Source organism: Novispirillum itersonii (assembly GCF_014205675.1).
Lineage (GTDB): Bacteria > Pseudomonadota > Alphaproteobacteria > Rhodospirillales > Rhodospirillaceae > Novispirillum > Novispirillum itersonii_A.
Map to the genome: position 1 here is coordinate 23,058 of NZ_JACIIX010000007.1, position 26,674 is coordinate 49,731.

Consider the following 26,674-nt stretch of genomic DNA (forward strand, 5'->3'; position numbering starts at 1 on the left):
ATTACGCCCCCTGAACCGGCGTGATCCGCACGGCACATTTCTTGAAATCAGTCTGTTTGGAGATCGGGTCGGTGGCATCCAGCGTGACGCGGTTAATCAGCACATCGGCGTCAAACCACGGCACGAACACCAGCCCGCGCGGCGGCTTGTTGCGGCCCCGGGTTTCCACCCGCACCCGCACCTGCCCGCGCCGCGACTCCACCACCACTTCCTGCCCGCGCCGGACGTTCATGTCCTTGGCGTCGTCGGGGTGCATGTAGCACAGGGCCTGCGGCACCGCCTTGTACAGTTCGGGTACCCGGCGGGTCATCGACCCGGAATGCCAGTGTTCCAGCACGCGGCCGGTGGACAGCCAGAACGGATAGTCCTTGTCCGGGCTTTCCGCCGCCGGTTCATAGGGCAGGGCAAAGATCCGGGCCTTGCCATCCTTGTGGCCATAGAAGCGCACCCCTTCCCCGGCGGGAACATAGGGGTCGCTGCCTTCGCGGAAGCGCCAGCGGGTTTCCTTGCCATTCACCACCGGCCAGCGCAGACCGCGCTCGGCCAGATAGGTTTCATAGGGGGCCAGATCGTGGCCATGGCCCCGCCCGAAGCTGGCGTATTCCTCAAACAGACCCTTCTGGAGATAGAAGCCAAGGGCCTTGGCCTCGCGGTTTTCATAGGCCGGATCGCATTCGCTGACCGGGAAGCGGTCCACCTGACCGTTGCGGTACAGGATGTCGAACAGGGTTTTGCCACGGAATTCCGGGGCTTTGGCCAGCAGCTCTTCCGGCCAGACCTCCTCAACCTTGAACCGCTTGGAGAATTCCACCAGCTGCCACAGGTCGGACCGGGCCTCGCCGGGGGCGTTGACCAGCTGGTGCCAGATCTGGGTGCGGCGCTCGGCATTGCCGTAGCCGCCTTCCTTTTCCACCCACATCGCCGCCGGAAGCACCAGATCGGCGGCCATGGTGGTCACGGTCGGATAGGCATCGGAGACGACGATGAAGTTGTCGGGGTTGCGGTAGCCCGGCCAGGTTTCATTCCCGGTGTTGGGGGCGGCCTGCATGTTGTTGGTGACCTGCACCCAGTAGCAGTTGATCTTGCCGTCCTTCAGCATCCGGTCCTGCTGCACGGCGTGATAGCCGGGCTTGGCGGGAATGGTGCCGGCGGGCAGCTTCCACAGCTCTTCGGTATGGGCGCGGTGCTCCGGATTGGTCACCACCATGTCGGCGGGCAGACGGTGGGAGAAGGTGCCGACCTCACGCGCGGTGCCGCAGGCGCTGGGCTGGCCAGTCAGCGAGAACGGGCTGTTGCCGGGCTCGGAGATCTTTCCGGTCAGCAGGTGGATGTTATAGACCAGATTGTTGGCCCACACCCCACGGGTATGCTGGTTGAAGCCCATGGTCCAGAAGCTGACGACCTTGACCTTGGGGTCGGCGTACAGCTCGGCCAGCGCCTTCAGCCGGTTGGCCGGAACCCCGGACAGGGCCGAGACCTTTTCCAGCGTGTAGGGCGCGACGAAAGCGGCGTATTCGTCAAAGGAAATCGGCTTGGAGTCGTTGGCGGTGGCAGCGTTCTTGGCGGCCTTTTCCAGCGGGTTGTCCGGGCGCAGGCCATAGCCGATATCGTCGTTGCCCTTGACGAAGGTGGTGTGGGCGGTGACGAAGTCCTTATTGACCTTGCCGGTCTGGATGATGTGGTTGGCGATGTAGTTCAGGATCGCCAGATCGGTCTGCGGGGTGAACACCATCGGGATGTCGGCCAGCTCGAAGGAGCGGTGCTCGAAGGTGGACAGGACCGCGACCTTGGTGCCCGGATGGCTGAGGCGGCGGTCGGTGACCCGGGTCCACAGGACCGGGTGCATTTCCGCCATGTTGCTGCCCCACAGCACGAAGGCATCGGCATGTTCGATGTCATCATAGCAGCCCATCGGCTCGTCGATGCCGAAGGTGCGCATGAACCCGGCAACGGCGGAGGCCATACAGTGGCGGGCGTTGGGGTCGATGTTGTTGGAGCGGAACCCCGCCTTCATCAGCTTGGAGGCGGCATAGCCCTCGTGGATGGTCCACTGCCCGGAGCCGAACATGCCGATGGCTTCCGGCCCCTTGGCTTTCAGGGTCGCCTTCCACTTTTCGGCCATGATGTCGAAGGCCTGATCCCAGCTGATCGGCGTGAAGTCGCCGTCCTTGGCATACTGGCCGTTCTTCATGCGCAGCAGCGGCGTGGTCAGACGGTCCTGTCCGTACATGATCTTGGACAGGAAGTAGCCCTTCACGCAGTTCAGGCCACGGTTGACCTCGGCCTTCTGGTCACCGTGGGAGGCAACGACCCGCCCGTCCTTCACGCCGACCATCACGCCGCAGCCGGTACCGCAGAAGCGGCAGGGGGCCTTGGACCATTTGACCGAGGCATCGGCCCCGGTCGGCAGCTGGGTGGCCCCGGCCTGTTGCAGGGTGACACCGATGGCGGTGGCGGCGGCCACCGCAGCCTGTGCTTTCAGATAATCGCGTCTGGTGATGGTCATGGCATCAGGTCCTCAAGGGCGGTTGCAGGCTCGGCGTGGTGGTAGACGAGCAGGGCGCTTAAGACGCCCGGCAGGGCCTGTAGGGTGTCGAGCACGTCGGCCACCTGCCGCACGGTGGAGCGTTCCACCAGCACGATCAGGCGGCCCGGAGGGCTTTCAGGGGTGGTTTCCGTCGGGGCGATTTCACAGTTCATCGCCAGAATCTGGCGGCTCAGGGCCTCGGCGTGGTCCGGCCAGCAGTGGACGACAATGCTGGAGATATGCAGTTCGTCGGTCATGAGGGGGGGACTCCGGAAAGGGGGAGGCCGGCAGGGGGGCTTCCGGCGGGCTGGGCGGGATCAAGGCGGATGGCGCTGACCGGGCAGGGAAACAGGCAGTCCCCGCAGCCGGTGCAGCGGTCCGGATCCACATCAGCCCGGGCCCGGCCCTGCGGCAGCAGGTGGAAGCGGATGGCTCCGTCCGGGCAGGCTTCACCGCAGGTGCGGCAATAGGCCCCGTTTTCAGCAAGGCAGCTGTTCTGGATGACCGCCGTCAGCCGGGGCGGCGGTGTCGGGGCGGCAGCCGGGGACGCAACGGGCGGATCCTGCGGACTCCGCGCGGGCGTCAGCAGCCGGGCCGGGCGCCGGAACAGGGCACGTCGGGACAGATCCGGCGAGTCAGGCATGACAGGGTCCTCCGCCTTACAGCCCCGGCGGGCCATAAATCATCTGAAGGAACCAGACGGAGAAGCCATAGGCCCCGACCACCCCAACCGAAATGGCCGGCAGCAGCACAAAGGCAAGAAACAGAAATTTCAGGGTTTCTGTCCGCCTGGAACCGCTGTCCCGGCAGGGGGCGGATGGATCTGGTGAGGAGGAAGCCGACATGATGAAGCGCCTGCTGTTATCGGGAAAACCGTCGGATGCAGCGTGCACGGTTTCCGGAAACAGGGCCTTGACGATGGTCAAGTCTTTGTATTTACACCAATAACTTACCTGTGTGCTCGGGTATCTGGGGGCATCCGGCGGCAAGACGCCTTATTCTAGGATAAATCCCGCCTCAGGTCTTATGACTTAAGAATTATAGTGTCTGTGGAGAGACATAAATATTCAATGATTATCGCATGGTATAGATTTTTATTATGACAGTGAGACTGTACGGATTCTTACTTTTTTCCTTCAGCGTGCCCCGTGTTGGGCCTGTGGGAAAATCACCTGACTGATGGGATGGATAAGGGAATGACTGACTCGACTGCCTCTCTGATTTTTTGCTCCACCTGTGGGGATAAGATGGCCTCCACGGCGGCGGCCTGCCCGAAGTGTGGCGCCCCCAACGCCGCCGGGGCTGCCGGGACATCGAAGAAGGAATGGCTGCCGGCCCTGCTGCTGTGCTTCTTCTTCGGTGTTTTGGGCTTTCACCGCTTTTATGTCGGTAAGGTTGCCACCGGGATCCTCCAGTTGCTGACCTTTGGCGGTCTGGGGATCTGGGCGTTGATCGACCTGATCCTGATCCTGATCGGTAGCTTCAAGGATGCCGAAGGTTTGCCGCTGAAGCGGTGATCCGGTCAGTCTTCCTGACATGAAAACGGCGGCTTCCGGAGGGGGAGCCGCCGTTTTTCCGGGCTTTCTGCAAAGACCGGTCAGTCCCGCTGGCCGGATCAGCCTTCCTGCACCGCCTTCAGCACGGCGGCGGCATGGCCTGCCACCTTGACCTTGCGCCACTGGTGGGTGATCACCCCCTCGGCATTGATGACAAAGGTCGCCCGCTCGATCCCGAAGTAGGTGCGGCCATACATGCTTTTTTCCACCCACACCCCGAAAGCCTCGCACAGGGCGCCGGTTTCCTCATCCGACAGCAGCCGGAACGGCAGGCTGTGCTTGGCGATGAACTGGTCGTGCTTCTTGAGGCTGTCTTTCGAGACGCCAAGGATCACCGCATTGGCGGCGGCGAACTGATCATGCAGATCGCGGAAGGCTTCCGCCTCGGTGGTGCAGCCGCTGGTCATGTCCTTCGGATAAAAGTACAGCACCACGGTCTTTCCGCGCAGGGACGACAGCGACAGGGTGCCGCCACCGCTGACCGGCAGGGTCAGGTCGGGAACGGTCTGTCCAACGGTCAGGGCGTCGCTCATTGTGGGCATTCCTTTGCAACTGGGCTGTCTGGGGCGGCGGCGGTCCGGCGGATCCGGGCCTGCTCCGCCGGTTCATCGATCAGAATACGGAAAATGCTGTGCACCCGATCATACAGATCGGTCATCCGCGTTTTCAGCCGGTCAAAGTCCGGCTCCGCCGCCGCTGCCGCCAGCCGCTGGGTCAGCCCGGCGGGGGCCTCGGCCTCGTTAAAGGTGCCGTCGATGGAATAGCGCAGCAGCCCTTGCACGGCCAGCCACAGTCCCTGGGCTTCCAGCAGGGTGGCGGCCTGATCGGCGGTCAGCAGACCGGCTCCGCGCAGGCGGGGCAGGGCTTCCCCCACCGTCGGGGTCAGAATCTGCGGCAGGGTGGCGGCATGGCGCAGCAGCAGGTACTGCACGATGAATTCCACATCGACGAGCCCGCCCCGGTGCAGCTTGACATCAAACAGGTTGGTGGCCTTCCGTTCCCGCGCCATCAGGGCCCGCATGTCGGCGACGTCCACCAGCACCTTGTCGGGATCCTGCGCGGCGGTCAGCGACGTGCGCAGGGCCGCTTCCACCTTCCGGCACAGCTCCGGCGGACCGCAGACGATCCGGGCCCGGGTCTGGGCCAGCTTTTCCCAGGTCCAGGCATCCTCGGCATTGTATTTCAGGAAGGCAGGCAGGCTGACCGCCAGCGGCCCTTTCGATCCCGACGGGCGCAGCCGCATGTCCACCTCATACAGCCGCCCCTCGGCGGTCAGGGCGGTGATGGCGTTGACGAAGCGCTGGGTCAGGCGGATGAAGTAATCGTTGCGGCTGAGGGGTTTGGGGCCATCGGAGGTTTCCGCGTCCTCGGCGGTGTCATAGACGGTGATCAGGTCAAGGTCGGAGGTGGCGGTCATTTCCCGCCCGCCCATCTTGCCGAGGGCCACCACCGCCAGTCCGCCGCCGGGAACGGTGCCGTGCAGCCGGGTGAATTCCGCCTCGGTGGCGGTCAGCAGGCGGCTGAGGACGACATCGGCGATATTGGTCAGGGCATATCCGGCCTCGCGGGCGTCGATCAGGCGGCGCAGGGTCTGCACCCCGACCTGAAAGCGCCGCCCGTTGGACCACAGGCGGCTGACGTCGAGAATTTCCTCGTAACTGTGGCAGTGGTCGAGCTGGCGGTCCAGCTCGGTCCCCAGCACCTCGGCCCCGGGGATGGCATCGAAGAAATCCAGCGCCAGCACCGAGTCGAGCATGCTGGGGCGTTTGGCGAGGATCGACGCCAGACGCGGCGCGTCGCCCATGATCTCCGCCACCAGATCCAGCAGCGGCGGATTGGCGTGGAACAGCGAAAAGATCTGCACCCCGGCCGGCAGCCCGGCAAGGAACTCGTCGAAGCGGAAAAAGGCGGAGTCGGGCTGGGCGGTCCGCCCGAGGGCGGCCAGCAGTGTCGGGATCAGCTCGGTCAGCAGTTCCTTCGACCGGGTGGAGCGGGTGGCACGATACCGCCCGTGATGCCAGCCACGGATGGTGGCGGCAATGCTCTGCGGGTTGGTGAACCCCATCGACGACAGGGTGGCCAGCGTGCCGGGGTCATCCTCGTGGCCGGTGAACACCAGATTGCCGTTGTCCGGGGCCAGACTCGGGGCTTCCTCAAACAGGGCGGCGTAATGGCGTTCCACCGTTTCCAGAATCCCCCGCACCGCCGCATGGAAGGACGGCAGATCGCCGAAGCCATAGAAGGCGGCGACATGGGTCAGGCGGGCGTCATCCTCCGGCAGGGTCTGGGTCTGGGCGTCGTCAATCATCTGAAGACGGTGTTCCAGCCCGCGCAGGAAGCGGTAACAGCGGTCGAGATCATCGCGCACCGCCTCGTCCACCTGCCCGAGGGTGACGAGGGCATTGATGGCGTCCAGCGTCCGCGCCGGGCGGACCTCCGGCACCCGGCCGCCCCAGATCAGCTGCTGGGTCTGGGCGAAGAACTCAATCTCGCGGATGCCGCCGCGCCCGACCTTGATGTTGTGCCCGGCCACCGCCACCGTCGCCCCGCCCCGGTGGGCGTTGATCTGGCGCTTGATCGAGTGGATGTCCTGAATGGCATAAAAATCCAGCGACCGCCGCCAGACGAAGGGCCGCAGGTGGCGGACGAAGGCAGCCCCGCGCTCGCGGTCCCCGGCCACGGTGCGGACCTTGATCATCGCCGCCCGTTCCCAGTTCTGGCCGAAGCTTTCGTAATAGGTTTCGGCGGCATCGGTGGAAATCGCCACCGCCGTTGACCCCGGATCCGGGCGCAGCCGCAGATCGGTGCGGAAGACATAGCCGTCGCCGGTGCGCTCATCCATGATCCGCACCAGCGATTTGGTCAGGCGGACGAAGAATTCCTGCGGGCTTTTGGTGCCGGTGTAGTCGATACGGTCGTGGTCGTAGAGGACGATGATGTCGATGTCGGAGGAATAATTCAGCTCCCGTGCGCCCAGCTTGCCCATGCCGAGGACGACAAAACCGCTGTTCTCCTCCGGCTGGTCCGGGTTGGGTAGGCGCAGGTGGCCGCCGAGATGGCCTTCCCGCAGCAGGTGCCCGCTGGCGAGGCTGAGGGCGGTTTCGGCATAGTCCGACAGGGTCTCGGTCACGGTTTCCAGCGGCCACAGCCCGGCGATATCGGCGAGGGCGGTCAGCAGGGCAACCCGGCGCTTGCCGACCCGCAGGCCCCGCATCAGCACATCGATCTTCCGTTCGGCGGACAGGCTGGCGCGGATCCCGTCAAACAGCGCGGTACGGGTGGCGTCAGGGCCGGTTTCCAGCAGCTGCCGCACGAACACCGGATCGCGCAGCAGGCAGGCGGTCAGGAACGGGCTGTTGCCGAAGCAGCAGTCGAGCAGGGCCCGGGCCGGGGTGCCCGCCGCGATGCAATCCTGCATGAACGCGGCCAGATCCGGGTCATCGCCGCTGCGGCGGGCGGCATCCTCCCGCCAGCGTTCTAGCCCGGTTGCGGCTTTTTCCGCATCAAAAGGCTGGGGGAACGGCGGGGATGACATGAAAAAAGCCAAATTCGACACCATATTTCCCCCCGGATGGCCTTTGCAGCACTGGACATTTGCCGCAGACTGCGGCATGCCCGGCGGCTGGTCAAGTGGAGGCCGGGATAAGGTCCGGACAACAGGAGCATTTCTGCATTGCTGCATGGTGGGGTTAAACTTCTGTTCCGTGGCCTTGGGGTGGCGGCGCTGGGCGCCCTGCTGACGTCCGGCTTTGTGGTCTGGCGGCTGGGACAGGGGCCGGTGCGGCTGAACTGGCTGACCCCCTATCTGGAAGAGGCACTGTCGGCCCCGCAGGCCGGGGTGCGGCTGCGGATCGGCTCCACCGAGATTGCGTGGGAAAACGCCTCACGGGTGCTGGATCTGCGGGTGCGGGATGCCTCGGTGGTGGATGCCAATGACGGGGTTCTGGCCCGGTTCTCCAAGCTGGGTCTGTCGCTGGAACCGGCCCCGCTGCTGGCCGGGCGGATCCGCCCCCGGGCCATTGATGTGTTTGAGCCGCACCTGCGGCTGGTGCGGGATACGGACGGCTCTGTCCGCCTTGGGCTGCAAAGCACTCCGGCCCTGTCTTCCCCGTCGTTGCCGGTGGATCCGGCCCCGGCCGATCAGCCCGCTTCTGTCCCTGCCCCGGCCCCGGCGGAGCCTGAGACCGGGACCTCGCAGCCGCTCGATCTGCTGCTGGAAGCCCTGAACACCGGGGATACCGTGGCGGGCCGCCTGCAAAGCGTGGCCCTGACCGATGCTGATGTTGAGGTGATCGACCGCCTGAACGGGATTGTCTGGGATATTCCCGCCCTGTCGGTGGATGTGGAGCGGGAAGCCACCGGGCTGGCCCTGACCGCCGAGGCCCGGCTGGATCTGGATGCCCGGCCCACCACGCTGCTGATGGCCGGGCAGTTCCGCAATGCCAGCCGGACCCTGTCGCTGAATGTGGATGTTGACAGCCTGCGTCCGGCGGCACTGGCGCCGCTGCACCGGGATCTGCGGCCGCTGTCGACGGTGGATTTTCCGCTGTCCGGGCGGCTGCGGCTGGCGGCAACGCTGGAACAGACACCGGTGGTCCACCGGGTGGATATCGACCTGACCGGCGGATCGGGCTGGCTGCGCACCCCGGCCCCGCTGGATACCGATTATCCCCTGATGTCGCTGCGGCTGCGCGGCAGTTATGACCTCGACCGCTCCAAGGTGGCGCTGGATGATCTGTCGGTGGTTCTGGATGGTGCCACTGTCACCGGATCGGCGGCCATTGCTCCGGCAGCCGGGGGCGGGATGGCCGGGTCGGCGACGGTGTCGGTCGGGCCGATGACGGTGGAAACCCTGAAGCGGTACTGGCCGATTCCGGTGGCCCCCAATCCGCGCGAATGGGTGGTGGCCAACCTGAAGGAAGGCCGGGTGACCACCGGCAGCTGGACGGTGTCGCTGGCCGGTCCGGATCTGGGCGGGCTGGATGTGACCGGCCTGACCGGGAAGGCCCATGCCGAGGCGGTGGCGGTGTCCTATCTGCCGCCGATGCCGGTGGCGACGGAAGCCCGTGCCGATCTGGTGTTTGGGATGGACCGGGTGGAGCTGCTGGCCCTTCAGGGGCAGGTCGGGACCCTGAAGGTCACCGATGGGGCGATCCGCTTCACCGATCTCGATAAATACGACAATTTCGCCGATATCCAGCTGGCGGTGGAAGGCCCGCTGCTGGAGGCCCTGAAGCTGCTCGACAGTCCGCCGCTGGGCTATCCGCGCAAGCTGGGCCTCGATCCGGCCAAGGCCAAGGGCGATACCGCCACCACCCTGTCACTGAAGTTCCCGCTGCTGCAAAACCTGTCGCTGGAGGACCTGAAGGTCCGGGCCGATGCCAAGGTGCGCAACGGCGTGCTGAAGGGGGCGGTGTTCGGGCAGGATCTGACTGAAGGCGACATTGCGCTGGGCGTTGACACCACGGCGCTGGATGCCAAAGGAAAGGCGCGGATCGGCGGGGTGCCGATGGAGTTCACCTGGCGGGAAAACTTCTCCGGCAAGCCGTTTTCCAGCCGCTACACTGCCACCGCACAGGTGGCCGAAGACAAGCGCGGCATGTTCGGCCTGACCTTCCCGCCGTTTACTCCGACCTATATCGGCGGCCCGGCGACGGCCTCGCTGGTGTATACGGTCAACCGCAACCGCATGTCGGTGCTGGATGTTCAGGCGGATCTGGCCGAGGCGCGGCTGTGGATTCCCGGCTTTGAGTTTGAGAAACCGGTGGGGAAACCGGCACAGGCCACCGCACAGGTGCTGCTGAAGGGGGACCAGATCGCCGAGGTGCCGAAATTCCGGGTGACGGCGGACGGTCTGGTGCTGGAAGGGGCGGTGGCCCTGACCGCCAATCAGGATCTCCAGTCGGTGACCCTGTCGGAGGGGACCATCGGTGACACCCTGCTGACCGGCACCCTGAAGCGGATGAAAGACCGCGACGGGTTCGAGGTCGATGCCCGGGGGCCCTATCTGGATGCCACGCCGTTCCTGGGCACCAAAACGGTGGAGGGAGCCCCGCCGAAGCAACCGGCTCCGCTGCCGGAGGTGGCCGCCGACGGGTCGATCGACGATGGTCTGCCGCCGCTGGTGCTGCGGGGCTTTTTCGAGACCGTCAAAACCTCGGAGGATACCCGCACCGGGAAGACCGGCTTTGTGACGGCCCTTCAGGCTTCGGCCAACCGGTCCGGCGGCCGCTGGCAGACGGCGCGGATTGAGGCCAACGTCAAGGGGGGCGGCCCGGTCGCCCTTGTGCTGGGGCCGGATCCGGAGGGCAAGGCCCGCCGCCGCTTTACCGCCCGCACCGATGATGCCGGGGCCCTGCTGCGGGCCATGGATATTCTGGGGACCATGCGCGGCGGCACGCTGTGGGCGGAAGGCTTCGTGTCGCCGCGCGGCGTCTCCGAAGGGACCCTGAGCATTGACGGCTACCGGCTGGTCGATGCGCCGATTCTGGCCAAGCTGCTGTCGGTGGCGGCGCTGGGCGGTATTCTCGACGCCCTGACCGGGGAAGGCATTTCCTTCGACCGTCTGGAAGCCCCTTTTGTCTATGACAGCGACCGCGACCATGTGCAGTTCCGTCAGTTCCGCACCTTCGGCACCACTCTTGGCCTGACCGGCAGCGGCAGCATGGATTTCCGGTCTAACCGCATTGATGGCGCCGGGACCATGGTCCCGTTCTTCATGGTCAACAGTCTGGTCGGGCGGATTCCGCTGCTGGGCGATCTGCTGACCGGTTTTGAAAAGGACGGCGGGCTGTTCGCGGCGGGCTATACCGTGCGCGGGGCGGTGTCGGATCCGGATATCAGCGTCAATCCCCTCAGCGCCCTTGCACCGGGGTTCCTGCGCAAGCTGTTCACCTTCGATTTTGGCAGCAGCACTCCGGATCCGGCGGGGACTGCGACGCCGCCCGGCGGGGGGACGCCGCCGGAACCGCCGTCTGTGCCGTCCAACGGGGCCGGGGGCTGAGACGTTCCGCGTGCTGATGAAAAACCCCCGGCAGAACAGTCTGCCGGGGGACAGTTATCCCGCCCGGCCAATGAACTGACCCGTTGGATCAGTTCATGCCGAGACGGTGACGCTCAGACGCCGCGCGGGCTTTCCGGCCGCCAAACGGATTATTTCAAAGGGCGGCCGGTCTTACAGGCCGGGGCCGTCGAAGTGACAGGCCAGCTCGTGCCCGTCGGCGATGGTCCGCCGTTTCGGCTCCTCCTGCGTGCAGCGCTCCTGCGCGAAGGGGCAGCGGGTGCGGAACACACAGCCGGACGGTGGATTGATCGGGCTGGGCAGATCGCCGCTGATGATCAGCCGCTCCTTGGCCCGTTCCTTTTCCGGGTCGGGAATCGGCACCGCCGAGATCAGCGCCCGGGTATAGGGGTGGTGGGGCCGGGCATAGATGCTGTCGCGGTCGGCGATCTCCATAACCTTGCCCAGATACAGCACCATGATGCGGTGGCTGATGTGGCGCACCACCGACAGGTCGTGGCTGATGAACATCAGCGACAGGCCGAACCGGCGTTGCAGATCCTGAAGCAGATTGACGATCTGGGCCTGAATCGACACGTCCAGCGCCGAAACCGGTTCGTCGCAGACGATCAGCTTCGGTTCCAGAATCATCGCCCGGGCAATGCCGATGCGCTGACACTGGCCGCCGGAGAATTCATGCGGATAGCGGTTGATCATCTGCGGCAGCAGGCCGACGTTGGCCATCATGTCCTGCACCCGCTTGCGGATTTCCTCCTTGCCGAGGTCGGCGCGGTGGGTGACCAGCGGTTCAGCGATGATCTCGCCGATGGTCATCCGGGGGTTCAGGCTGGCCAGCGGATCCTGAAAAATGATCTGGAGGCTTTTGCGCAGGGGCCGCATGGCGGCGGAGCGCAGACCGGCGATATCGCGGCCCAGCCACACCACCTGCCCGGCGGTTGGTTCAATCAGTTGCAACACGGCGCGGCCGAGGGTGGACTTCCCACAGCCGGATTCGCCGACAATGCCCAGGGTTTCCCCGGCGCGAAGATCAAAATCAACCCCGTCAACCGCCTTCAGCAGCGACGGCTTCCCGAACAGCCCCTTGCCGGGGATCTCAAAATGGACCCGCAGGTCGCGGACTTTCAGAATCGGCTCGGCGCTCATCGGGCAGCCTCCTCGTGATGGCAGGCGGCCATCCGGCCATTGCCGTAGTCCAGCAGGGCCGGGGGGATGTCGCGGCAGCGGTCAGACCGCACCGCGCAGCGGTCGTGGAAGGCACAGCCCTTCGGCAGGTTCTGTAGGTTCGGCGGCTGGCCGGGAATGGCATACAGGCTGGATCCGGCGTCGCCGTCCAGACGCGGCATCGATTGCAGCAGCCCCTTGGTGTAGGGGTGGCGCGGGGCGTAGAAGATATCCTTCACGCTGCCGGTTTCGGCAACGCGGCCGCCATACATCACCATCACCCGGTCGCACAGACCGGCCACCACCCCCAGATCGTGGGTGATCATGACAATGGCGGTGTTGAAATCGCGCTTCAGGTCGTTCAGCAGATCGAGAATCTGCGCCTGCACCGTCACGTCCAGCGCCGTGGTCGGTTCGTCGGCGATCAGCAGTTCCGGCGAACACAGCAGCGACATGGCGATCATCACCCGCTGGCGCATGCCGCCGGAAAACTCGTGCGGATACATGTCGATCCGCCGCGCCGCCTCCGGGATCCCGACCCGGTCGAGCATGGTGATGGCATGGCGGCGGGCATCATGGGTGGTCATGCCCTTGTGCTCGACCAGCACTTCGGTCATCTGCCGGGCCACCGACAGATAGGGGTTCAGCGAGGTCATCGGATCCTGAAAGATCATCGCCATGCGGGAGCCCCGGATGGTGTTGAGCTTTTTCTTGGGCATCGTCAGCAGGTTGTCGCCCTGAAACAGGGCTTCGCCGGTACAGTGGCCGTTGCGGGCCAGCAGGCCCATCACCGACATGAACACCTGCGTCTTGCCCGACCCGGATTCGCCGACCACCCCAAGGGTTTCGCCGGCATTCAGGGTGAAGCTGATGGTGTTGACGGCGGATACCATGCCGTCGGGGGTGGAAAAACGGGTTTCCAGATTGCGGACGTCAAGAACGGCGGTCATCGCGGTCCCCCTCAGCGGTCTTTCGGGTCGAGCGCGTCGCGCAGCCCGTCGCCGATGAAGTTGAAGCAGAACAGGGTGGTGGCAAGGAACGCCGCCGGGAACAGCAGCATCCACGGGGCCACTTCCATCACGTTGGCGCCTTCGGAAATCAGCACGCCCCAGCTGGTCAGCGGTTCCTGCACCCCAAGCCCGAGGAAGGACAGGAAGCTTTCGATCAGGATCACCTGCGGAATGGTCAGGGTGGCATAGACGATCACCGGCCCCAGCACGTTGGGGATGATGTGCCGGAAGATGATGGTCAGGTTTGAGACGCCGATGGCATGGGCGGCCTCGATGAATTCCCGGCGTTTGATCGCCAGCGTCTGGCCGCGCACGATGCGGGCCATGGTCAGCCATTCCACCGCGCCGAGGGCGACGAAGATCAGGAAAATGTTCCGCCCGAACACCACCATCAGCATGATCACGAAGAACATGAACGGCAGGGTGTAGAGCACGTCGACGAAGCGCATCATCAGGTTATCGACCCGGCCGCCGAAGAATCCGGCGGTGGCCCCGTAGACGACACCGATCACCATCGAGACGAAGGTGGCGAGCAGGCCGACGGCCATTGACACCCGCGCCCCGTACAGGGTGCGTACAAACAGGTCACGGCCGTTGCCGTCGGTGCCGAACCAGTGCTGGTTGGCAAAATCCGGCCCCATCTGGATACGGTCCCAGTAGACCGCGTCATACTCATGCGGGCTGAACGACGGGCCGAGGATGGCGAGAACGATGATCAGGCCAAGAACGATCAGCGATCCCATCGCCGCCTTGTTGCGGTACAGGCGCAGGCGGGCATTGCGCCACACGCTGCGGGCCTCCACGGGGGCGCCTTCACCGGAGATCAGGGCAGGTTTACGGCGGAAGAACAGCATCAGCGGTTGCTCCGGAGCTTGGGGTCGAGCAGGCCGTACAGCACATCGACCAGCAGGTTCAGGCTGATGATCAGGGCGCCGTAAACGATCACCACCCCCATCACCAGCGGATAGTCACGGTTCAGCGCCGCTTTGATGAAGTAGGTGCCGATGCCGGGAACCGCGAAAATCGTTTCGATCACCACCGAGCCGGTGGTGACGGCGGCGGTGGCCGGGCCGAGGTAGGACACCACCGGCAGCAGACCGGCCTTCAGGGCATGGCGGATCACCACCAGATGATCGCGCAGGCCCTTGGCGCGGGCGGTGCGGACGAAGTTGGAGTTCAGCACTTCCAGCATGCTGCCCCGGGTCAGGCGGCTGATATAGGCGATCTGCGGCAGCGACAGGGCGATGATCGGCAGCACCTTGTACTTCAGCTCTCCGCTGCCCCAGCCGGAGGTCGGCAGCAGTTCCCAGTACACCCCGACCACCAGCGACAGCAACGGGGCCATCACGAAGTTGGGGATCACGATCCCGGTCATCGCCACCCCCATCACCGCATAATCGGCGGCGGTGTTCTGCCGCAGGGCGGACAGGGTCCCCAGCGTTACCCCGATCATCAGGGCCAGCAGAATCGCTGACAGACCAAGCTGGATCGACGCCGGGGCCCCGCTGGCGATCAGCTCGGCGACGGAGAAGTCGCGGATCTTGATCGACGGACCGAAGTCGCCGTGCACCACCTTCCACAGGTAGATGCCAAACTGCTGGACCAGCGGCTTGTCGAGGTCGTAGGCGGCCTTGATGTTCTGCTCGATTTCCGGCGGCAGGGCGCGTTCGGAATCGAAGGGGCCACCGGGGGCAATGCGCATCATGAAGAACGCCACGGCAATGACGATCAGCATGAGGGGGATTGCGCCCAGCAGACGTTTGAGGATGTAGCGGGTCATCCCAGGGGGATCCTCCCAGGTTCAGGCAGTGCCGTCCCTGCGCACAGAGGCGGGGGAAACGCACCGGAAGCGATGGCGGAAAGAAAGACCCGCCCCCGGCGGAGACAGCCGGGGACGGGTCTGCTGAAAAGCTTACTGCTTGATATCCATGAAGCGGGACGGATGCTTGTCCGGGGTGTTGTCAACCCAGCCCACCACCTTCGGCGAAATCAGCTGCTTGGACACGTAATAATAAATCGGGATCACCGGCACATCGCGCATCACCAGCGCTTCGGCCTGCTTCAGCACTTCGGCCCGGGCGGTCAGGTCGGTCATCAGCGCCGCCTTGTCGAGCAGGGCGTTGAATTCCGGGTTGTTGTAGCCGGAATAGTTCAGCGGGCCGGTCTTGCCTTCCATCTTGAACAGGAAGTTCTGCGGATCATCATAGTCCGCGATCCAGCCTTCGCGGGCGACCTCGAAGTTCTTCTGCTTCAGGTCGGCGTAGTGGATCTTGCCTTCGGTGTTGAACAGTTCGGCTTCAATCCCGGCCTGTTTCCACATGGCGGAAACGGCAATGGCGATGCGCTTGTGGTTTTCCGAGGTGTTGTAGCGCAGGGTAAACTTCAGCGGCTTGTCCTTGCTGTATCCGGCATCGGCCAGCAGCTTCTTTGCTTCCTCGACGCGGGCGGCGTAGGGCTTGCCCTTCCAGTCGACGGTGGCCGGGGCGGTGTAGTTGCCGGTGCCGGGTGGAACGTAGGAATAGGCCGGAAGTTCGCCGGTCTTCAGCACCTTGTCGGTGATCGCCTCGTTATCCACCAGCAGGGCCATGGCGCGGCGGACGCGGATGTCGTCGAACGGCTTCTTGGTGGTGTTGAGGGCATAGTCATAGATGCCGGCGTAGGGGACGATCCGCAGCTCGTCCTTCATGTTCGCCTTCAGCCAGTCGATCTGTTCCGAGGCGATATCGCGCACCACGTCCAGTTCCCCGGCGCGGAAGCGCTTCTGCATCGCGGTGCGGTCTTCGTAGGTGTAGTAATACACCGTATCCAGCCTGACGTTGGCGGCGTCATAGAACTTATCGTTCTTCACCAGCTTGGCGTGGACGTTCGGCACCCATTCGGTCAGCTTGAACGGGCCGTTGACGACGATATTCTCCGGCTTGGTCCAGTCCTTGCCGAACTTTTCGATCACGTGCTTCGGCACCGGCGCGGCGGTCTGGTGCGCCAGCTGCGACAGGAAGTACGGGGCCGGGGCGGTCAGGGTCACTTCCAGCGTGCGGTCATCGACCACCTTCAGGCCGACATCCTCGGCCTTGGCCTTGCCCTTATTGAACTCCTCGGCACCCTTGATGATGTAGAGCAGCGAGGCATATTCGGTGCCGGAGGCCGGATCCAGCAGGCGGCGGAACGAATAGGCGAAATCGTTGGCGGTGACCGGAACACCGTCCGACCAGGTGTGATTGCGGATCTTGAAGGTATAGACCAGCCCGTCGGGGGAAATGGTCCAGCTTTCCGCCGCACCGGGGATGGCCTCGCCCTTCGGGCCACGGGTCATCAGGTTCAGGTACATGTCATCGGTCAGGCGGCTGGTCTGGACCGTCGACACATAGTGCGGGTCCATCGACTGCGGTTCGCCGTCATTGCCGTTGCGCAGGACCTTTTCCGCGTGGGCACCGCTGATCAGCACGGTGGACAGCATGGTCCCCAGCATCAGGGCGCGCAGGGTACGGGTCGGCTTTGATCCGGTAAGCACACGCATTGAGATAACTCCCTGTTGATTTTGCGGCCAATCAGCCCGGGGTGACCCCACTGGACCCGACTGGCAGATAATCCATTGTCAACAGAGGCGCGCCGGGCGCAATTGACCCGAATGTCAGCGGCGGGGGGTTTAAAGTATAGGGATATTTCTACCCCTACCCGAATGCATAAGCCCCCGCAGGCGGGGGCTTATTCTTTATCGGCCGTGCTTTTCCGGAGATTATCCTGTCAGCGCCGCTCGTCCTCATCAAACAGGGCGGCAAGCTGTTTCAGCACCGTCCCGCCCAGTTCTTCCGCATCCATGATGGTGACGGCGCGGCGGTAGTAGCGGGTGACGTCGTGGCCGATGCCGATCGCCAGAAGGTTGACCGGGCTGCGGGTCTCAATCCACTCGATCACGTCGCGCAGATGCTTTTCCAGATAGTTGCCGGGGTTGACCGACAGCGTGGAGTCATCCACCGGGGCCCCGTCGGAGATCACCATCAGGATCCGCCGCTGTTCCGGGCGGCCCAGCAGGCGCTGGTGGGCCCACATCAGGGCTTCGCCGTCGATGTTTTCCTTCAGGATGCCTTCCTTCAGCATCAGGCCCAGATTGCGCCGGGCCCGCCGCCATGGGGTGTCAGCGGCCTTATAGACGATGTGACGCAGGTCGTTCAGGCGGCCCGGATTGACCGGTTTTCCGTCCTTCAGCCATTGCTCCCGGGCCTTGCCGCCCTTCCACTGGCTGGTGGTGAAGCCCAGAATCTCCACCTTCACGGCACAGCGTTCCAGAGTCCGCGCCAGAATATCGGCACTCATGGCGGCCACCGTGATCGGACGGCCGCGCATGGAGCCGGAGTTGTCGATCAGCAGCGTCACCACGGTGTCGCGGAAATCGGTGTCGCGTTCCAGCTTGTAGGACAGGGGAACGGTGGGATTGGCAACGATGCGGGCCAGACGGGCGGCATCGAGATAGCCTTCCTCCAGATCGAAGTCCCAGGACCGCAGCTGCTGCGCCATCAGGCGGCGTTGCAGGCGGTTGGCGAGGCGGGATACCACGCCCTGGAGGTGCGACAGCTGCTGATCCAGCTGGAAGCGCAGGCGGGCCAGTTCTTCCGGATCACAGAGATCGGCGGCGTCTTTCACCTGATCGTAGGCGGTGACATAGGCCTTATAGGCGCTGTCCAGACCACTGTTGTGGCCGGGGCGCGGACGGGCTGCCTCGGTTTCTCCGGCGGGATCCTCCGACCCTTCACCGGGGGCGGCAATCTGCATGGCCTGATCGCCGTCTTCCTGACCGCTTTCACCCTGTTCGCTGCCGCCCTTGCTGTCGTCGGACTGGTCCTGTCCGGACTGCTGCTGACCGCCCTGATTCTCCTGCTGCTCGTCGCCGCCGTCGCCGCCGCCATCGGCGGCCTGACCGTCAGCCTGCTGGTCCTGCTCGTCCTTCTCCAGATCCTCAAGGTCGTCGCGTTCCAGCTCCAGATCCTCAAGAATCCGGCGGAGAACGTTGGCATAGGCGGCCTGATCGTCGCGGACCGCCGCCAGATCGCCGATGCGCTGACGCAGGCGGTCGGCGGTCTCAGCGCACAGGGTCAGCAGGTGGCGGGCGGCGGGGCCGATCGGCACCTCGCCCAGCCCTTCGGCAATGGTCAGCTTGGCCAGTTCATGCAGGGGCACCGAGGCCGGATCGGTGACCTGTGCATAGCCTTCGGCATTCAGGCGGGTTTCCACCGCCGCTGACAGGTTGAGGGCGGTACCCTGAAGACGGCTGGCGCCAATGGCTTCCACCCGCGCCTGTTCCGCCGCGTTGTAGACATCCCGGGCATCGGTGCTGCCCGGCAGGCGGCGGGCATGCACCCGCACATCATGGTGGCGCAGCTTCAGGGCGGTGGCATCCGCCACCCCGCGCAACCGGCCAAGGGCCTTGGCGTCCAGCGCATTCGGGGGCAGGGGCAGGCGCACCTGATTGCCCATCACCGACCCGTTGCCGTTCAGGCCGACCGGGGAGTAGCTGACCAACAGGTCCTTCTGTCCGGCCATGGCGCGCAGGCAGGCGGCAGTGGCCCGCTTCAGGGTTTCCGTCGGGGTTTCCCCGCTGTGCAGGGAGTCGCCCTTCGGGCCTCGGGGCTGTCCGGCATGGATGCTGGCCGGGCGACCGGCGGCAGAAGGGGCGAGCCCGCCAGTGGGCGGGGCACCGGACGGGCGGGCGAAACGGGGCGTATCGGCCATGGTCGGCAGGGTTCCTAAAACAGATCAGGCATCGGCGGGCCGCCTGCGGAAAGGGGCAGGCGGCCCGCCGGAGACAGGCATCCCTCAGGGCATGATCGCCCGCAGGGCCGACTGCGGCAGTTCTTCGCCAAGGCAGCGCTGGTAGTATTCCGCCACCAGCGGCCGCTCGGTTTCGTCACACTTGTTCAGGAAGGTGACGCGGAAGGCATAGCCGACATCGCCGAAAATCTGGCTGTTTTCGGCCCAGGTCAGCACGCTGCGCGGGCTCATCACCGTCGAGATATCCCCGGCGATGAAGCCGGAGCGGGTCATATCAGCCACCGACACCATTGCCGACAGGGTCTTGCGGCCCTTGGCGGCGACAAAGTCCGGCATCTTGGCGGCGACGATATCCACTTCGGCATCGTGCTCCAGATAGTTCAGGGTGGCGACGATATTCCAGCGGTCCATCTGGCCCTGATTGATCTGCTGGGTGCCGTGATACAGGCCGGTGGTGTCGCCCAGACCGATGGTGTTGGCGGTGGCGAACAGGCGGAACGACTGATGCGGCCGGATCACCTTGTTCTGGTCCAGCAGGGTCAGCTTGCCTTCGACTTCCAGAATACGCTGGATCACGAACATCACATCCGGGCGGCCGGCGTCGTATTCGTCAAACACCAGCGCGCAGGGGCGTTGCAGGGCCCACGGCAGGATGCCTTCCCGGAATTCGGTGATCTGCTGGCCATCGCGCAGCACGATGGCGTCCTTGCCGATCAGGTCAATACGGCTGACATGGCTGTCGAGGTTGATGCGGATGCACGGCCAGTTGAGGCGGGCGGCAACCTGCTCGATATGGGTCGATTTGCCGGTGCCATGATACCCCTGCACCATGACGCGGCGGTTGTAGGCAAACCCGGCCAGAATCGCCAGCGTGGTGTCGCGGTCGAACAGGTAGTTGGGGTCCAGATCCGGGACATAATCCGATCCCTGGCTGAAGGCCGGAACCATCATGTCGCTGTCGATCCCGAACACCTCGCGCACGGACAGGGTGATATCGGGGTTGCTCAAGGGGTGAACCGCACCGGCGTCCATCTGTGTCCTCTTAGTCCTCTGGTCATCCGGCCAATGCCGGGAACCCCCCGGGACAGAACCGGACCTGCGCACACCAAACCGTCCGCAACGGACGGCGCGGCGTCTGAAGGTGCTTAGAATAGCCTCAAGTCCGGTCGTTTAGTCCAGTAAGAAGGAGGCGATAGGCCGCGTTTATCTCTTTCAGGCGGTCTTCGGCATCCTTGTCACCCTGATTGACGTCCGGGTGGTGCTGCTTCACCAGCGTCAGATAGCGGCTGCGCAGGGTTTCTTTTTCCAGTGGCCAGTCCAGCCCCATCACCTGTAGGGCCTTATCCTCCGGGGACTCGGCCTTGGGGGCGCGGCGGTCCTGCTGGTGCTGCTGCCAGCGGCGGCGGGCATCGGCGGCACCGGGGCCGACATGGTCACGGTAGACGTTGAACGGATCGTTGATGTCCGGCCCGTCGCTGCGGGCTGCGGCGCCGTTGCGGCCCATTTTCCAGGTCGGGCGCTGCCAGTAGGTATCCTGACGGATATGGTCCTCGACCTGCGCATCATTCAGGCCGTCAAAAAAGTTCCAGCGCCGGTTGAACTCGCGGACATGCTCCAGACACAGCCATTGATAATCCGAGAGTTGGCGGTCCTTCGGAGCACGGTGTTCGCCGGGTTCCTGACAGCCCGGATGCTCGCAGACGCGCTGGCGCGGCTGACGGCGGGCGGCAAAGCGGCCGAACGGATCGAAAGCGGCGTCTTCCGCCGGGGAGGGAGTCTTCTTCGAGCGCATGAGCAGACTATGGGATTGGAAGGGTGTCAGAGGCAAGGGGAACGGCCTATGATGCCGCCAGAATCGCCCCCGGAAAGGTGGAAGATCCGTCCGGAGGCTGATCCCTTTTCTGTTCAAGCACAGGATGGAGTGTCATGTCCAATTCTCTGCATCCCGAAGGGCCTTACGCCCGGCGGATGATCGATAAACTGACGGCAGCCTTTACCCCGGAGCTGCTGGAGCTGAAAGATGACTCCCACAAACACGCCGGGCACAGCGACCGGATTGCGGCGTTGGGGCCGTCGGGGCATGCGCCGGTGGATGGGGCGGGAGAGACCCACTTCCGGCTGACTCTGGTATCGACGGCCTTTGCCGGAAAGTCGCGGGTGGAGCGGCAGCGGATGGTTTATGACCTGCTGCGCGACGAACTGAAGGAGCGGGTGCATGCGCTGGCTCTGACCATCCGTGCCCCGGGAGAGTGACCGGGGCGTCTGGAATGGCATCAGGGGCGGAAAAGATCCCGCCCCTGATGGTGTCCTGTTGATCGGTTGGGTTCGTGCCGGGCCGGGTTACTGCATCTTGCAGGACCGGACGGATACGCACTGATTATCCGAGTCGCATTTCAGTTCCCAGGAACAGACTTCCTGAAGGGCCCCCCGGGCCCCGGCAGGCAGGACCGGGGATTTCGGCTTCTTCGACGCCGCCGGAACCGGGCTCTGTGCCGGTGCCGGGGTTGCCGGAAGAGCGGTGGATGCCTTCGCATCTTTAGTGGCGTCAGCCGCAGCCAGCGGCTTTTCCGGTTCCGCCGGAGTCGCTGCCTTCGCCGGAGGGGCAGAGAGGGCCTGTCCCGGCAGGGGCGGGGCCGCTGATCCGGTGGCAGGAACAGTGCCCATTGCCGGAGAGGGGGCCGTTGACGGTTCGGGCGTGATGGCCGGAGCCGGTGTGGCCGCAACCGGAAGCGGGGCCGCAGATTCGAGAGCCGGAGCCGGAATGGGTGCGGGGGCGGGCTGCACAACGGCAACCGGTGCCGGAGTCACCTCCGCCGGAGCGGCGATCACAGCCGGAGCCGCAAGGGGGGGATCGACCGGCTCATGCCGTGGCAGCGGCGGAGTCGGGGACAGATCCGGGATCACAGGGGCCGCCGGGGCTGACATGGCCGGAGCCACAGCGGTGGCGGAACGGGTTTCCAGCATCTCGACGGGTGCCGGGACCGGATCCTGCGCAACCGGTGTCGGCAGCATTTTGGACAGGGACGGCGGAATGGCCGGCGGTGGCGGCGGCGTGATCCGCGGTTCTTCGCTGGCGACGGGGGTTTCTGCCGGGGCGGCAGCCATGGGCGCGGGCGGAATAGCATCAGGGCGCGGCTGAAGAACCTGCTCCAGCAGCTGGTCTTTCCAGCTGCGGGTGGTGGGATTGACGACCAGAATGCCGGTGATGACCCCTGCGACAATCATGCCGCCCAGAAAGGCCAGCATCGACAGATTGATGCGCGGCGGCGCTGAGGCTGACACCGGAGCCGATGCGGACGGCAGAGCGGCCGGTTGCACAGGAATGTCGCGGACGGAGGGAATGGCAATGCTGCTGCTGCCGGTCAGGACCGGGACCAGCCGGGCATCAACCCCGGCATTGGGCTCGGTTCCCAGACTTTCGTATTCCACTTCGCCCCGGAAGTGACAGCCATCACGGAAGAATGCGTGACGGGCCGTTACGATGCCGGTCATCTCGCCACTGACCGTGGCTTCCTCTGCGCTGATCCGCGCGCGGACACGGCCATTGGGGCCGACGTAGGCCTGACGGGCGAGAACGTCGCCGTGGAATTCGCAATCCATCTCGACGCTGCCGGATGTTTCAATCCGGCCACGGACGGTCAGATCCGGTGCGAGGTAGGATCCACCTGCACGTCCAAACGATGACAAAGGATAAGTGGCAGCAGACATGACGCTTCCCCGGCAAGGGTCCGGCATTGTGCCAAGTCGATTCTGCCCCCGGTAAACGACGGCAGCCGGATTGCCCAACTGCCGCCATCATGCCGAATTTTATCTAAAATTGCCACCCACCTTTGTCGTTTGTTGCCCGATGACAAAGATGGGTGACATTTGCGGGTCTTATTTCGCGCTGCGGAACTTAATCTCAACGCGACGGTTCTTCAGTTCAGTGACGCCATCCTTGGTCGGAACGGCCAGCTGCTGTTCACCGTAAGCTTCCAGAGCCATCGACTCGGCCTTGATGCCCAGCTTCACCAGCTGATCGGCGACACGTTCGGCACGCTTCTGCGACAGCAGGATGTTGGCGGTGTCGGCACCGGCGGTATCGGTATGCCCGGCGATGACCACGGTGACGGCCGGAGTCTTCTTATAGGCATCGGCAGCCGCCTGTAGCACGGAGGCGGCATTCGGATCCAGCACGGAAGCCCCGGTCTTGAAGTAGACCACGAAGACCTGCTGCTTGGCTTCAGCCACCGGCTCCGGCTTCTTTTCCAGCGCCTTCTTCACGTCGGTCAGGTTGGTGTCGAACGCCTTCTTACAGGCGGCGATATCCTCCGGCTGGTGACCTTCTTCCTGCTGTTCCATCCAGCAGTCGAATCCGGCGGTCTGGGCCTTGGCAGCCATGACCGGGGCCTTCTCGCGGCCACCGGCGTCGAGGGCGCTCAGCAGGTCGATACGGGCCTTGGACAGTTCGGCGGCCTTATCAGCGGCGAGCTCACGTTCGGCAGTCGCCTGCGGCAGAACCTTCTCGCCACGGGCGGCGGCTTCGGCGCGGCGCAGGAAATAGGCGGCATCGCGCCAGTCACCCTGGGCCTTTTCGCTGGCGGCCAGCTTCACGTATTCCTGATGCAGGGTCTTGTTGAAGTCACCACCGGTGACCGGCAGCTTCTGAACCGCATCGACATTCCACTGGTCGGCACAGGCCGAGAGCAGTCCCGCAGCAGCAGTCACCAGAAGAATTTTCTTAAACATTGTGTGTCTATCCTTCGTTCTCAGAAAGGCGCCAGCCGGACGCTATACTGACCATTTTTCACAGACTGTCCAGTTGTGAAGTGATGGTGGAGTCCTGACCGGTCCTCTTCATAAGCCCTGTCCATTTGGTTTTCGTGATCCCCGCTCCGCCCTGAAACTCCCGGGTGTGGTGTCCGGGATTTATGGCGGCGCCGGGACGGATCATTCTCATCCCCCCTCTTCCGCGCCGGGGTCCGGACGGAAACAGGTAACAGCCACAGGCCGTCTCCGTGGCGCATGCCTTTTCCATCCTGAGGGAGAGACCGTTTCTGTGCGGAACCGAGCATTGAGAGAGGCCCGCACAGTGGCCTCAGTGCATCAGGAAAGCAAAGGCGGATCATAGTACAAGGATTTTTATTGAAATTACAGGGCTTTCACAGACTGGGGGCCGGGGGCGGCAGGCATGCGTTCTCTGTCTGGCAAGTGAGTCTTTTCAGGGGATTATTTGCAGGACTGCTGTTGGGGGGGGCTGTCTCCGGGGGTGTGGAGGGAGGCGGTGCCGCAGGATGGCAATGCTTCAGGCTGTTGAGTCCGGATTTTTCTTTCCGGTCAGGGGTAAAGTGTGTCCCTGCGGACATTGATCGGGTCCACCCTCTGCGCTGTCAGGGGGGAGGATGCATCCGGCGCGCCGTGGCAGACATAAAAAAACAGCCATGCGGTCCCGGTCAGGGGGACTGCATGGCTGTTTTTTAGGAGTACTCTGGAGAAAGAAAACAGGCGCGGTTTAAAACCGCGCCTGCTTAGAAACCACCGCTCAGATGACTTCCACTTCTTCCGCCATCGGGCCTTTTTTGCCCATGCGGGTGTTCAGACGGACCCGCTGGCCGCTTTCCAGGGCCTGGAGACCGGACCGGTTCAGGGAACCGATGCCGATGAACACGTCCTTGCCACCGCTGTCCGGAGTGACGAAGCCAAAGCCCTTGTCGGCGCTGAAGAACTTCACCACGCCTTCGATGATGGCGTCGTCATCGCCACCGCCCATGCCGCCGCCGCCTTCGACCGCGTCGGAGTTATCCACCGACAGAATGGTCGAAACCTGCGGACCCTTGGGGCCGGCTTCGAGATCGCAGACGATAACCGCGCCCTGCGCAATGGCATTCAGACCGGCGCGCTGGACGACAGAAATGTGGAGAAACGCGTCAGAGGAACCATCCTGCGGAGCGACAAAGCCGAAGCCCTTGGAGGTATTGAACCACTTAACGGTTGCCGTCACGCCGGTTTGGAGCGGATTGGACGGGCGGAAGGAGCGGTTATTCATAGCGAACAGAAAACCTTTGATAAGGGGTATAACCGTTTTGAACATTACCTGATTCGGCCCCCGTCTCCAAGAGTAATGACTCATGTCCTCCGATTTTCCCGGCCGGGTCGAAAAGCTGTTGCAATTGTGCCGATGCGTGGAGAAAAGTCGCGGAAATGCGCGGTTTTTTCTGCCGCTGTCCGGGGTAGGATGAACCGGGACGGGGACAAAAGGCGGTGGGTGCCGGTCCGACGGTGTCGGAACCGGTGCCGATTACAGACAGGAGGAATGTCCATGGCGGTGGAGTCGTCGTCTCTGTCCCCGATTTCGGCGGACTGTTTTGCGCCGTCGCAGGGGCTGTTGCCGCTGGAAGAGGCGTGGCGCCGGATTGCGGTGTCGGTCTCTCCGGTCTGTGCCGGTGAAGACTGTGCGGTTCCGCAGGCTGCCGGGCGGATTCTGGCCGAGCCTGTCGTCGCCTCCCTCCCGATGCCGCCGCATGATAACGCGGCGATGGATGGATATGCGGTGTCGGGGGCGGATCTGGCCGCAGCCCGGGCCCGTGGGGAAGACCGAATCGTCCTGCCGGTGGTGCGGCGGATTGCCGCCGGGGATCCGCCGGGGGAGGCGGTGCCGCCGGGGCAGGCGGTCCGGATCTTTACCGGCGCGCCGCTTCCCCCCGGTCTGGAGACCGTGGTGATGCAGGAAGACTGTGTGACGGCGCAGGAGGGCGGACAGATCCTTGTGTCGCTGCCGTCAGCGGTGGCAACCGGGGACAACCGGCGCCGCGCCGGAGAGGATGTGGAGACCGGGCAGACGGTTCTGTCTCCGGGGGTCCGGCTGCGTCCGGCGGATGTGGCGATGGCGGCTGCGGTCGGGCGCACCCGGCTGCGGGTGTTCCGTCCGCTGCGGGTGGCGCTGTTTTCCACCGGCAGTGAACTGCGGGAGCCGGGGCAGCCGCTGCCGCCGGGCTGCATTCATGACAGCAACCGCTACGGTGTGATGGCGATGCTGCGGGCTTTGGGCTGCGATCTCACCGATCTGGGGATCCTGCCGGATAAAGCCCCGGCAATCCGGGCGGCGCTGGATGGGGCAGCCGAGGACCATGATCTGGTGATCACCTCCGGGGGGGTGTCGGTCGGCGAGGAGGACCACGTCAAAGGCGCGGTCGACTCGCTGGGAGGGCTGCACTTCTGGAAGCTGGCGTTGAAGCCGGGGCGCCCGGTGGCGCTGGGGACGGTGCGGGGGGCTGCCTTTCTCGGGCTGCCGGGGAATCCGGTTTCGGCCTTGGTAACGCTGCTGCTGATCGGGCGTCCGCTGATCCATCGCCTTCAGGGGCGGGCGGAAACGCCGCTGGTGCGGTATCCGTTGCCCGCAGCCTTTACCTTCAGCAAAAAACCGGGGCGGCAGGAATTCATCCGGGTCTGGACCGGGACCGACTCCGCAGGCCGTCTGGTGCTGCGGGCCTTTCCGTCCCAGAGCTCCGGGGTTCTGTCGTCGATGGTGCAGGCCACCGGTCTGGCCGATCTCAGCCGTGAGGGCACCGGTGTGCGGGAGGGCGAAACCCTCGACTATATCCCCTTCACCGAAGCCCTGTGGTGACAACTCTGTGGTGATGGGAGTGGCATGATC

The 26,674-nt window shown here is 64.5% G+C and carries 21 protein-coding genes; 4 read left to right on the forward strand and 17 right to left on the reverse strand.

Annotation, left to right across the window (positions count from 1 at the left end; translation table 11 throughout):
- Position 1 precedes the first annotated feature (1 nt).
- The 4 genes from napA to FHS48_RS20105 are packed head-to-tail and all read right to left on the reverse strand — an operon-like array spanning position 2 to position 3,516.
- Entirely contained in the window at positions 2 to 2,506 is a 2,505-nt protein-coding gene (napA, locus tag FHS48_RS10345) for a nitrate reductase catalytic subunit NapA (RefSeq protein ID WP_184263491.1), read from the reverse strand.
- On the reverse strand, positions 2,503 to 2,784 hold the full coding sequence (locus tag FHS48_RS10350) for a chaperone NapD (RefSeq protein ID WP_184263492.1): 282 nt from the start codon (positions 2,782 to 2,784) through the stop codon (positions 2,503 to 2,505). Before FHS48_RS10350 ends, napA begins: the two co-directional genes overlap by 4 nt.
- A complete protein-coding gene (locus FHS48_RS10355; RefSeq protein ID WP_184263493.1) occupies positions 2,781 to 3,170 on the reverse strand; it encodes a 4Fe-4S dicluster domain-containing protein in 390 nt (129 codons plus the stop codon). Before FHS48_RS10355 ends, FHS48_RS10350 begins: the two co-directional genes overlap by 4 nt.
- A 16-nt stretch (positions 3,171 to 3,186) precedes the next feature.
- Positions 3,187 to 3,516 carry a periplasmic nitrate reductase, NapE protein gene (locus FHS48_RS20105; RefSeq protein WP_260402429.1) on the reverse strand — a complete coding sequence of 110 codons (330 nt, stop codon included), beginning with the start codon at positions 3,514 to 3,516 and terminating at the stop codon, positions 3,187 to 3,189.
- A gap of 207 nt (positions 3,517 to 3,723) precedes the next feature.
- On the opposite strand from FHS48_RS20105, the gene FHS48_RS10365 reads away from it, so the two are divergent.
- Complete coding sequence (locus FHS48_RS10365) at positions 3,724 to 4,044, forward strand: TM2 domain-containing protein (RefSeq protein WP_184263494.1); 321 nt, start codon at positions 3,724 to 3,726, stop codon at positions 4,042 to 4,044.
- 98 nt (positions 4,045 to 4,142) lie between these two features.
- Here FHS48_RS10365 and bcp read toward each other — a convergent pair whose 3' ends face one another.
- Both bcp and FHS48_RS10375 read right to left on the reverse strand, forming a co-directional pair.
- A complete protein-coding gene (bcp, locus tag FHS48_RS10370) occupies positions 4,143 to 4,616 on the reverse strand; it encodes a thioredoxin-dependent thiol peroxidase (protein WP_184263495.1) in 474 nt (157 codons plus the stop codon).
- Complete coding sequence (locus tag FHS48_RS10375; protein ID WP_221443462.1) at positions 4,613 to 7,618, reverse strand: bifunctional [glutamine synthetase] adenylyltransferase/[glutamine synthetase]-adenylyl-L-tyrosine phosphorylase; 3,006 nt, start codon at positions 7,616 to 7,618, stop codon at positions 4,613 to 4,615. Before FHS48_RS10375 ends, bcp begins: the two co-directional genes overlap by 4 nt.
- A gap of 138 nt (positions 7,619 to 7,756) precedes the next feature.
- Here FHS48_RS10375 and FHS48_RS10380 point away from each other — a divergent pair, with 138 nt between their 5' ends.
- Positions 7,757 to 11,086: a YhdP family protein gene (locus tag FHS48_RS10380; protein WP_184263496.1), complete on the forward strand. Its 3,330-nt coding sequence runs from the start codon at positions 7,757 to 7,759 to the stop codon at positions 11,084 to 11,086.
- 171 nt (positions 11,087 to 11,257) lie between these two features.
- Here the strand turns inward: FHS48_RS10380 and FHS48_RS10385 are convergent, their stop codons facing one another.
- The 8 genes from FHS48_RS10385 to FHS48_RS10420 form a co-directional block, all read right to left on the reverse strand.
- Positions 11,258 to 12,247 carry an ABC transporter ATP-binding protein gene (locus FHS48_RS10385; protein WP_184263497.1) on the reverse strand — a complete coding sequence of 330 codons (990 nt, stop codon included), beginning with the start codon at positions 12,245 to 12,247 and terminating at the stop codon, positions 11,258 to 11,260.
- Positions 12,244 to 13,215 carry an ABC transporter ATP-binding protein gene (locus FHS48_RS10390; RefSeq protein WP_184263498.1) on the reverse strand — a complete coding sequence of 324 codons (972 nt, stop codon included), beginning with the start codon at positions 13,213 to 13,215 and terminating at the stop codon, positions 12,244 to 12,246. The genes FHS48_RS10385 and FHS48_RS10390 overlap by 4 nt, the downstream gene beginning before the upstream one ends.
- Before the next feature lie 11 nt (positions 13,216 to 13,226).
- Entirely contained in the window at positions 13,227 to 14,129 is a 903-nt protein-coding gene (locus FHS48_RS10395) for an ABC transporter permease subunit (protein ID WP_184263499.1), read from the reverse strand.
- Entirely contained in the window at positions 14,129 to 15,055 is a 927-nt protein-coding gene (gene oppB, locus FHS48_RS10400) for an oligopeptide ABC transporter permease OppB (RefSeq protein WP_184263500.1), read from the reverse strand. Before oppB ends, FHS48_RS10395 begins: the two co-directional genes overlap by 1 nt.
- A 132-nt stretch (positions 15,056 to 15,187) precedes the next feature.
- Entirely contained in the window at positions 15,188 to 16,792 is a 1,605-nt protein-coding gene (locus FHS48_RS10405) for a peptide ABC transporter substrate-binding protein (RefSeq protein WP_184263501.1), read from the reverse strand.
- A 227-nt stretch (positions 16,793 to 17,019) separates the two neighbouring features.
- Positions 17,020 to 19,002 (reverse strand): cobaltochelatase subunit CobT, encoded by a 1,983-nt coding sequence (gene cobT, locus FHS48_RS10410; RefSeq protein ID WP_184263502.1) that lies wholly within the window; start codon positions 19,000 to 19,002, stop codon positions 17,020 to 17,022.
- An 84-nt stretch (positions 19,003 to 19,086) separates the two neighbouring features.
- Positions 19,087 to 20,073, reverse strand: coding sequence for a cobaltochelatase subunit CobS (gene cobS, locus FHS48_RS10415; protein ID WP_184263503.1), 987 nt, complete (start codon positions 20,071 to 20,073; stop codon positions 19,087 to 19,089).
- A 124-nt stretch (positions 20,074 to 20,197) separates the two neighbouring features.
- Positions 20,198 to 20,833 (reverse strand): J domain-containing protein, encoded by a 636-nt coding sequence (locus tag FHS48_RS10420; protein ID WP_184263504.1) that lies wholly within the window; start codon positions 20,831 to 20,833, stop codon positions 20,198 to 20,200.
- A 134-nt stretch (positions 20,834 to 20,967) separates the two neighbouring features.
- Here FHS48_RS10420 and FHS48_RS10425 point away from each other — a divergent pair, with 134 nt between their 5' ends.
- The gene (locus FHS48_RS10425) at positions 20,968 to 21,294 is read left to right on the forward strand and encodes a BolA family protein (RefSeq protein WP_184263505.1); all 327 of its coding nucleotides are present in this window, start codon (positions 20,968 to 20,970) and stop codon (positions 21,292 to 21,294) included.
- A gap of 87 nt (positions 21,295 to 21,381) precedes the next feature.
- Here FHS48_RS10425 and FHS48_RS20455 read toward each other — a convergent pair whose 3' ends face one another.
- The 3 genes from FHS48_RS20455 to FHS48_RS10440 all read right to left on the reverse strand — a co-directional run bounded on the left by FHS48_RS20455 (position 21,382) and on the right by FHS48_RS10440 (position 25,066).
- Entirely contained in the window at positions 21,382 to 22,749 is a 1,368-nt protein-coding gene (locus tag FHS48_RS20455) for a bactofilin family protein (protein ID WP_184263506.1), read from the reverse strand.
- A gap of 168 nt (positions 22,750 to 22,917) precedes the next feature.
- A complete protein-coding gene (locus FHS48_RS10435) occupies positions 22,918 to 23,769 on the reverse strand; it encodes an OmpA family protein (RefSeq protein ID WP_184263507.1) in 852 nt (283 codons plus the stop codon).
- A 793-nt stretch (positions 23,770 to 24,562) separates the two neighbouring features.
- Positions 24,563 to 25,066 (reverse strand): cold-shock protein, encoded by a 504-nt coding sequence (locus FHS48_RS10440; protein WP_184263508.1) that lies wholly within the window; start codon positions 25,064 to 25,066, stop codon positions 24,563 to 24,565.
- 273 nt (positions 25,067 to 25,339) lie between these two features.
- On the opposite strand from FHS48_RS10440, the gene FHS48_RS10445 reads away from it, so the two are divergent.
- Positions 25,340 to 26,644 (forward strand): molybdopterin molybdotransferase MoeA, encoded by a 1,305-nt coding sequence (locus FHS48_RS10445; protein WP_184263509.1) that lies wholly within the window; start codon positions 25,340 to 25,342, stop codon positions 26,642 to 26,644.
- Positions 26,645 to 26,674 lie beyond the last annotated feature (30 nt).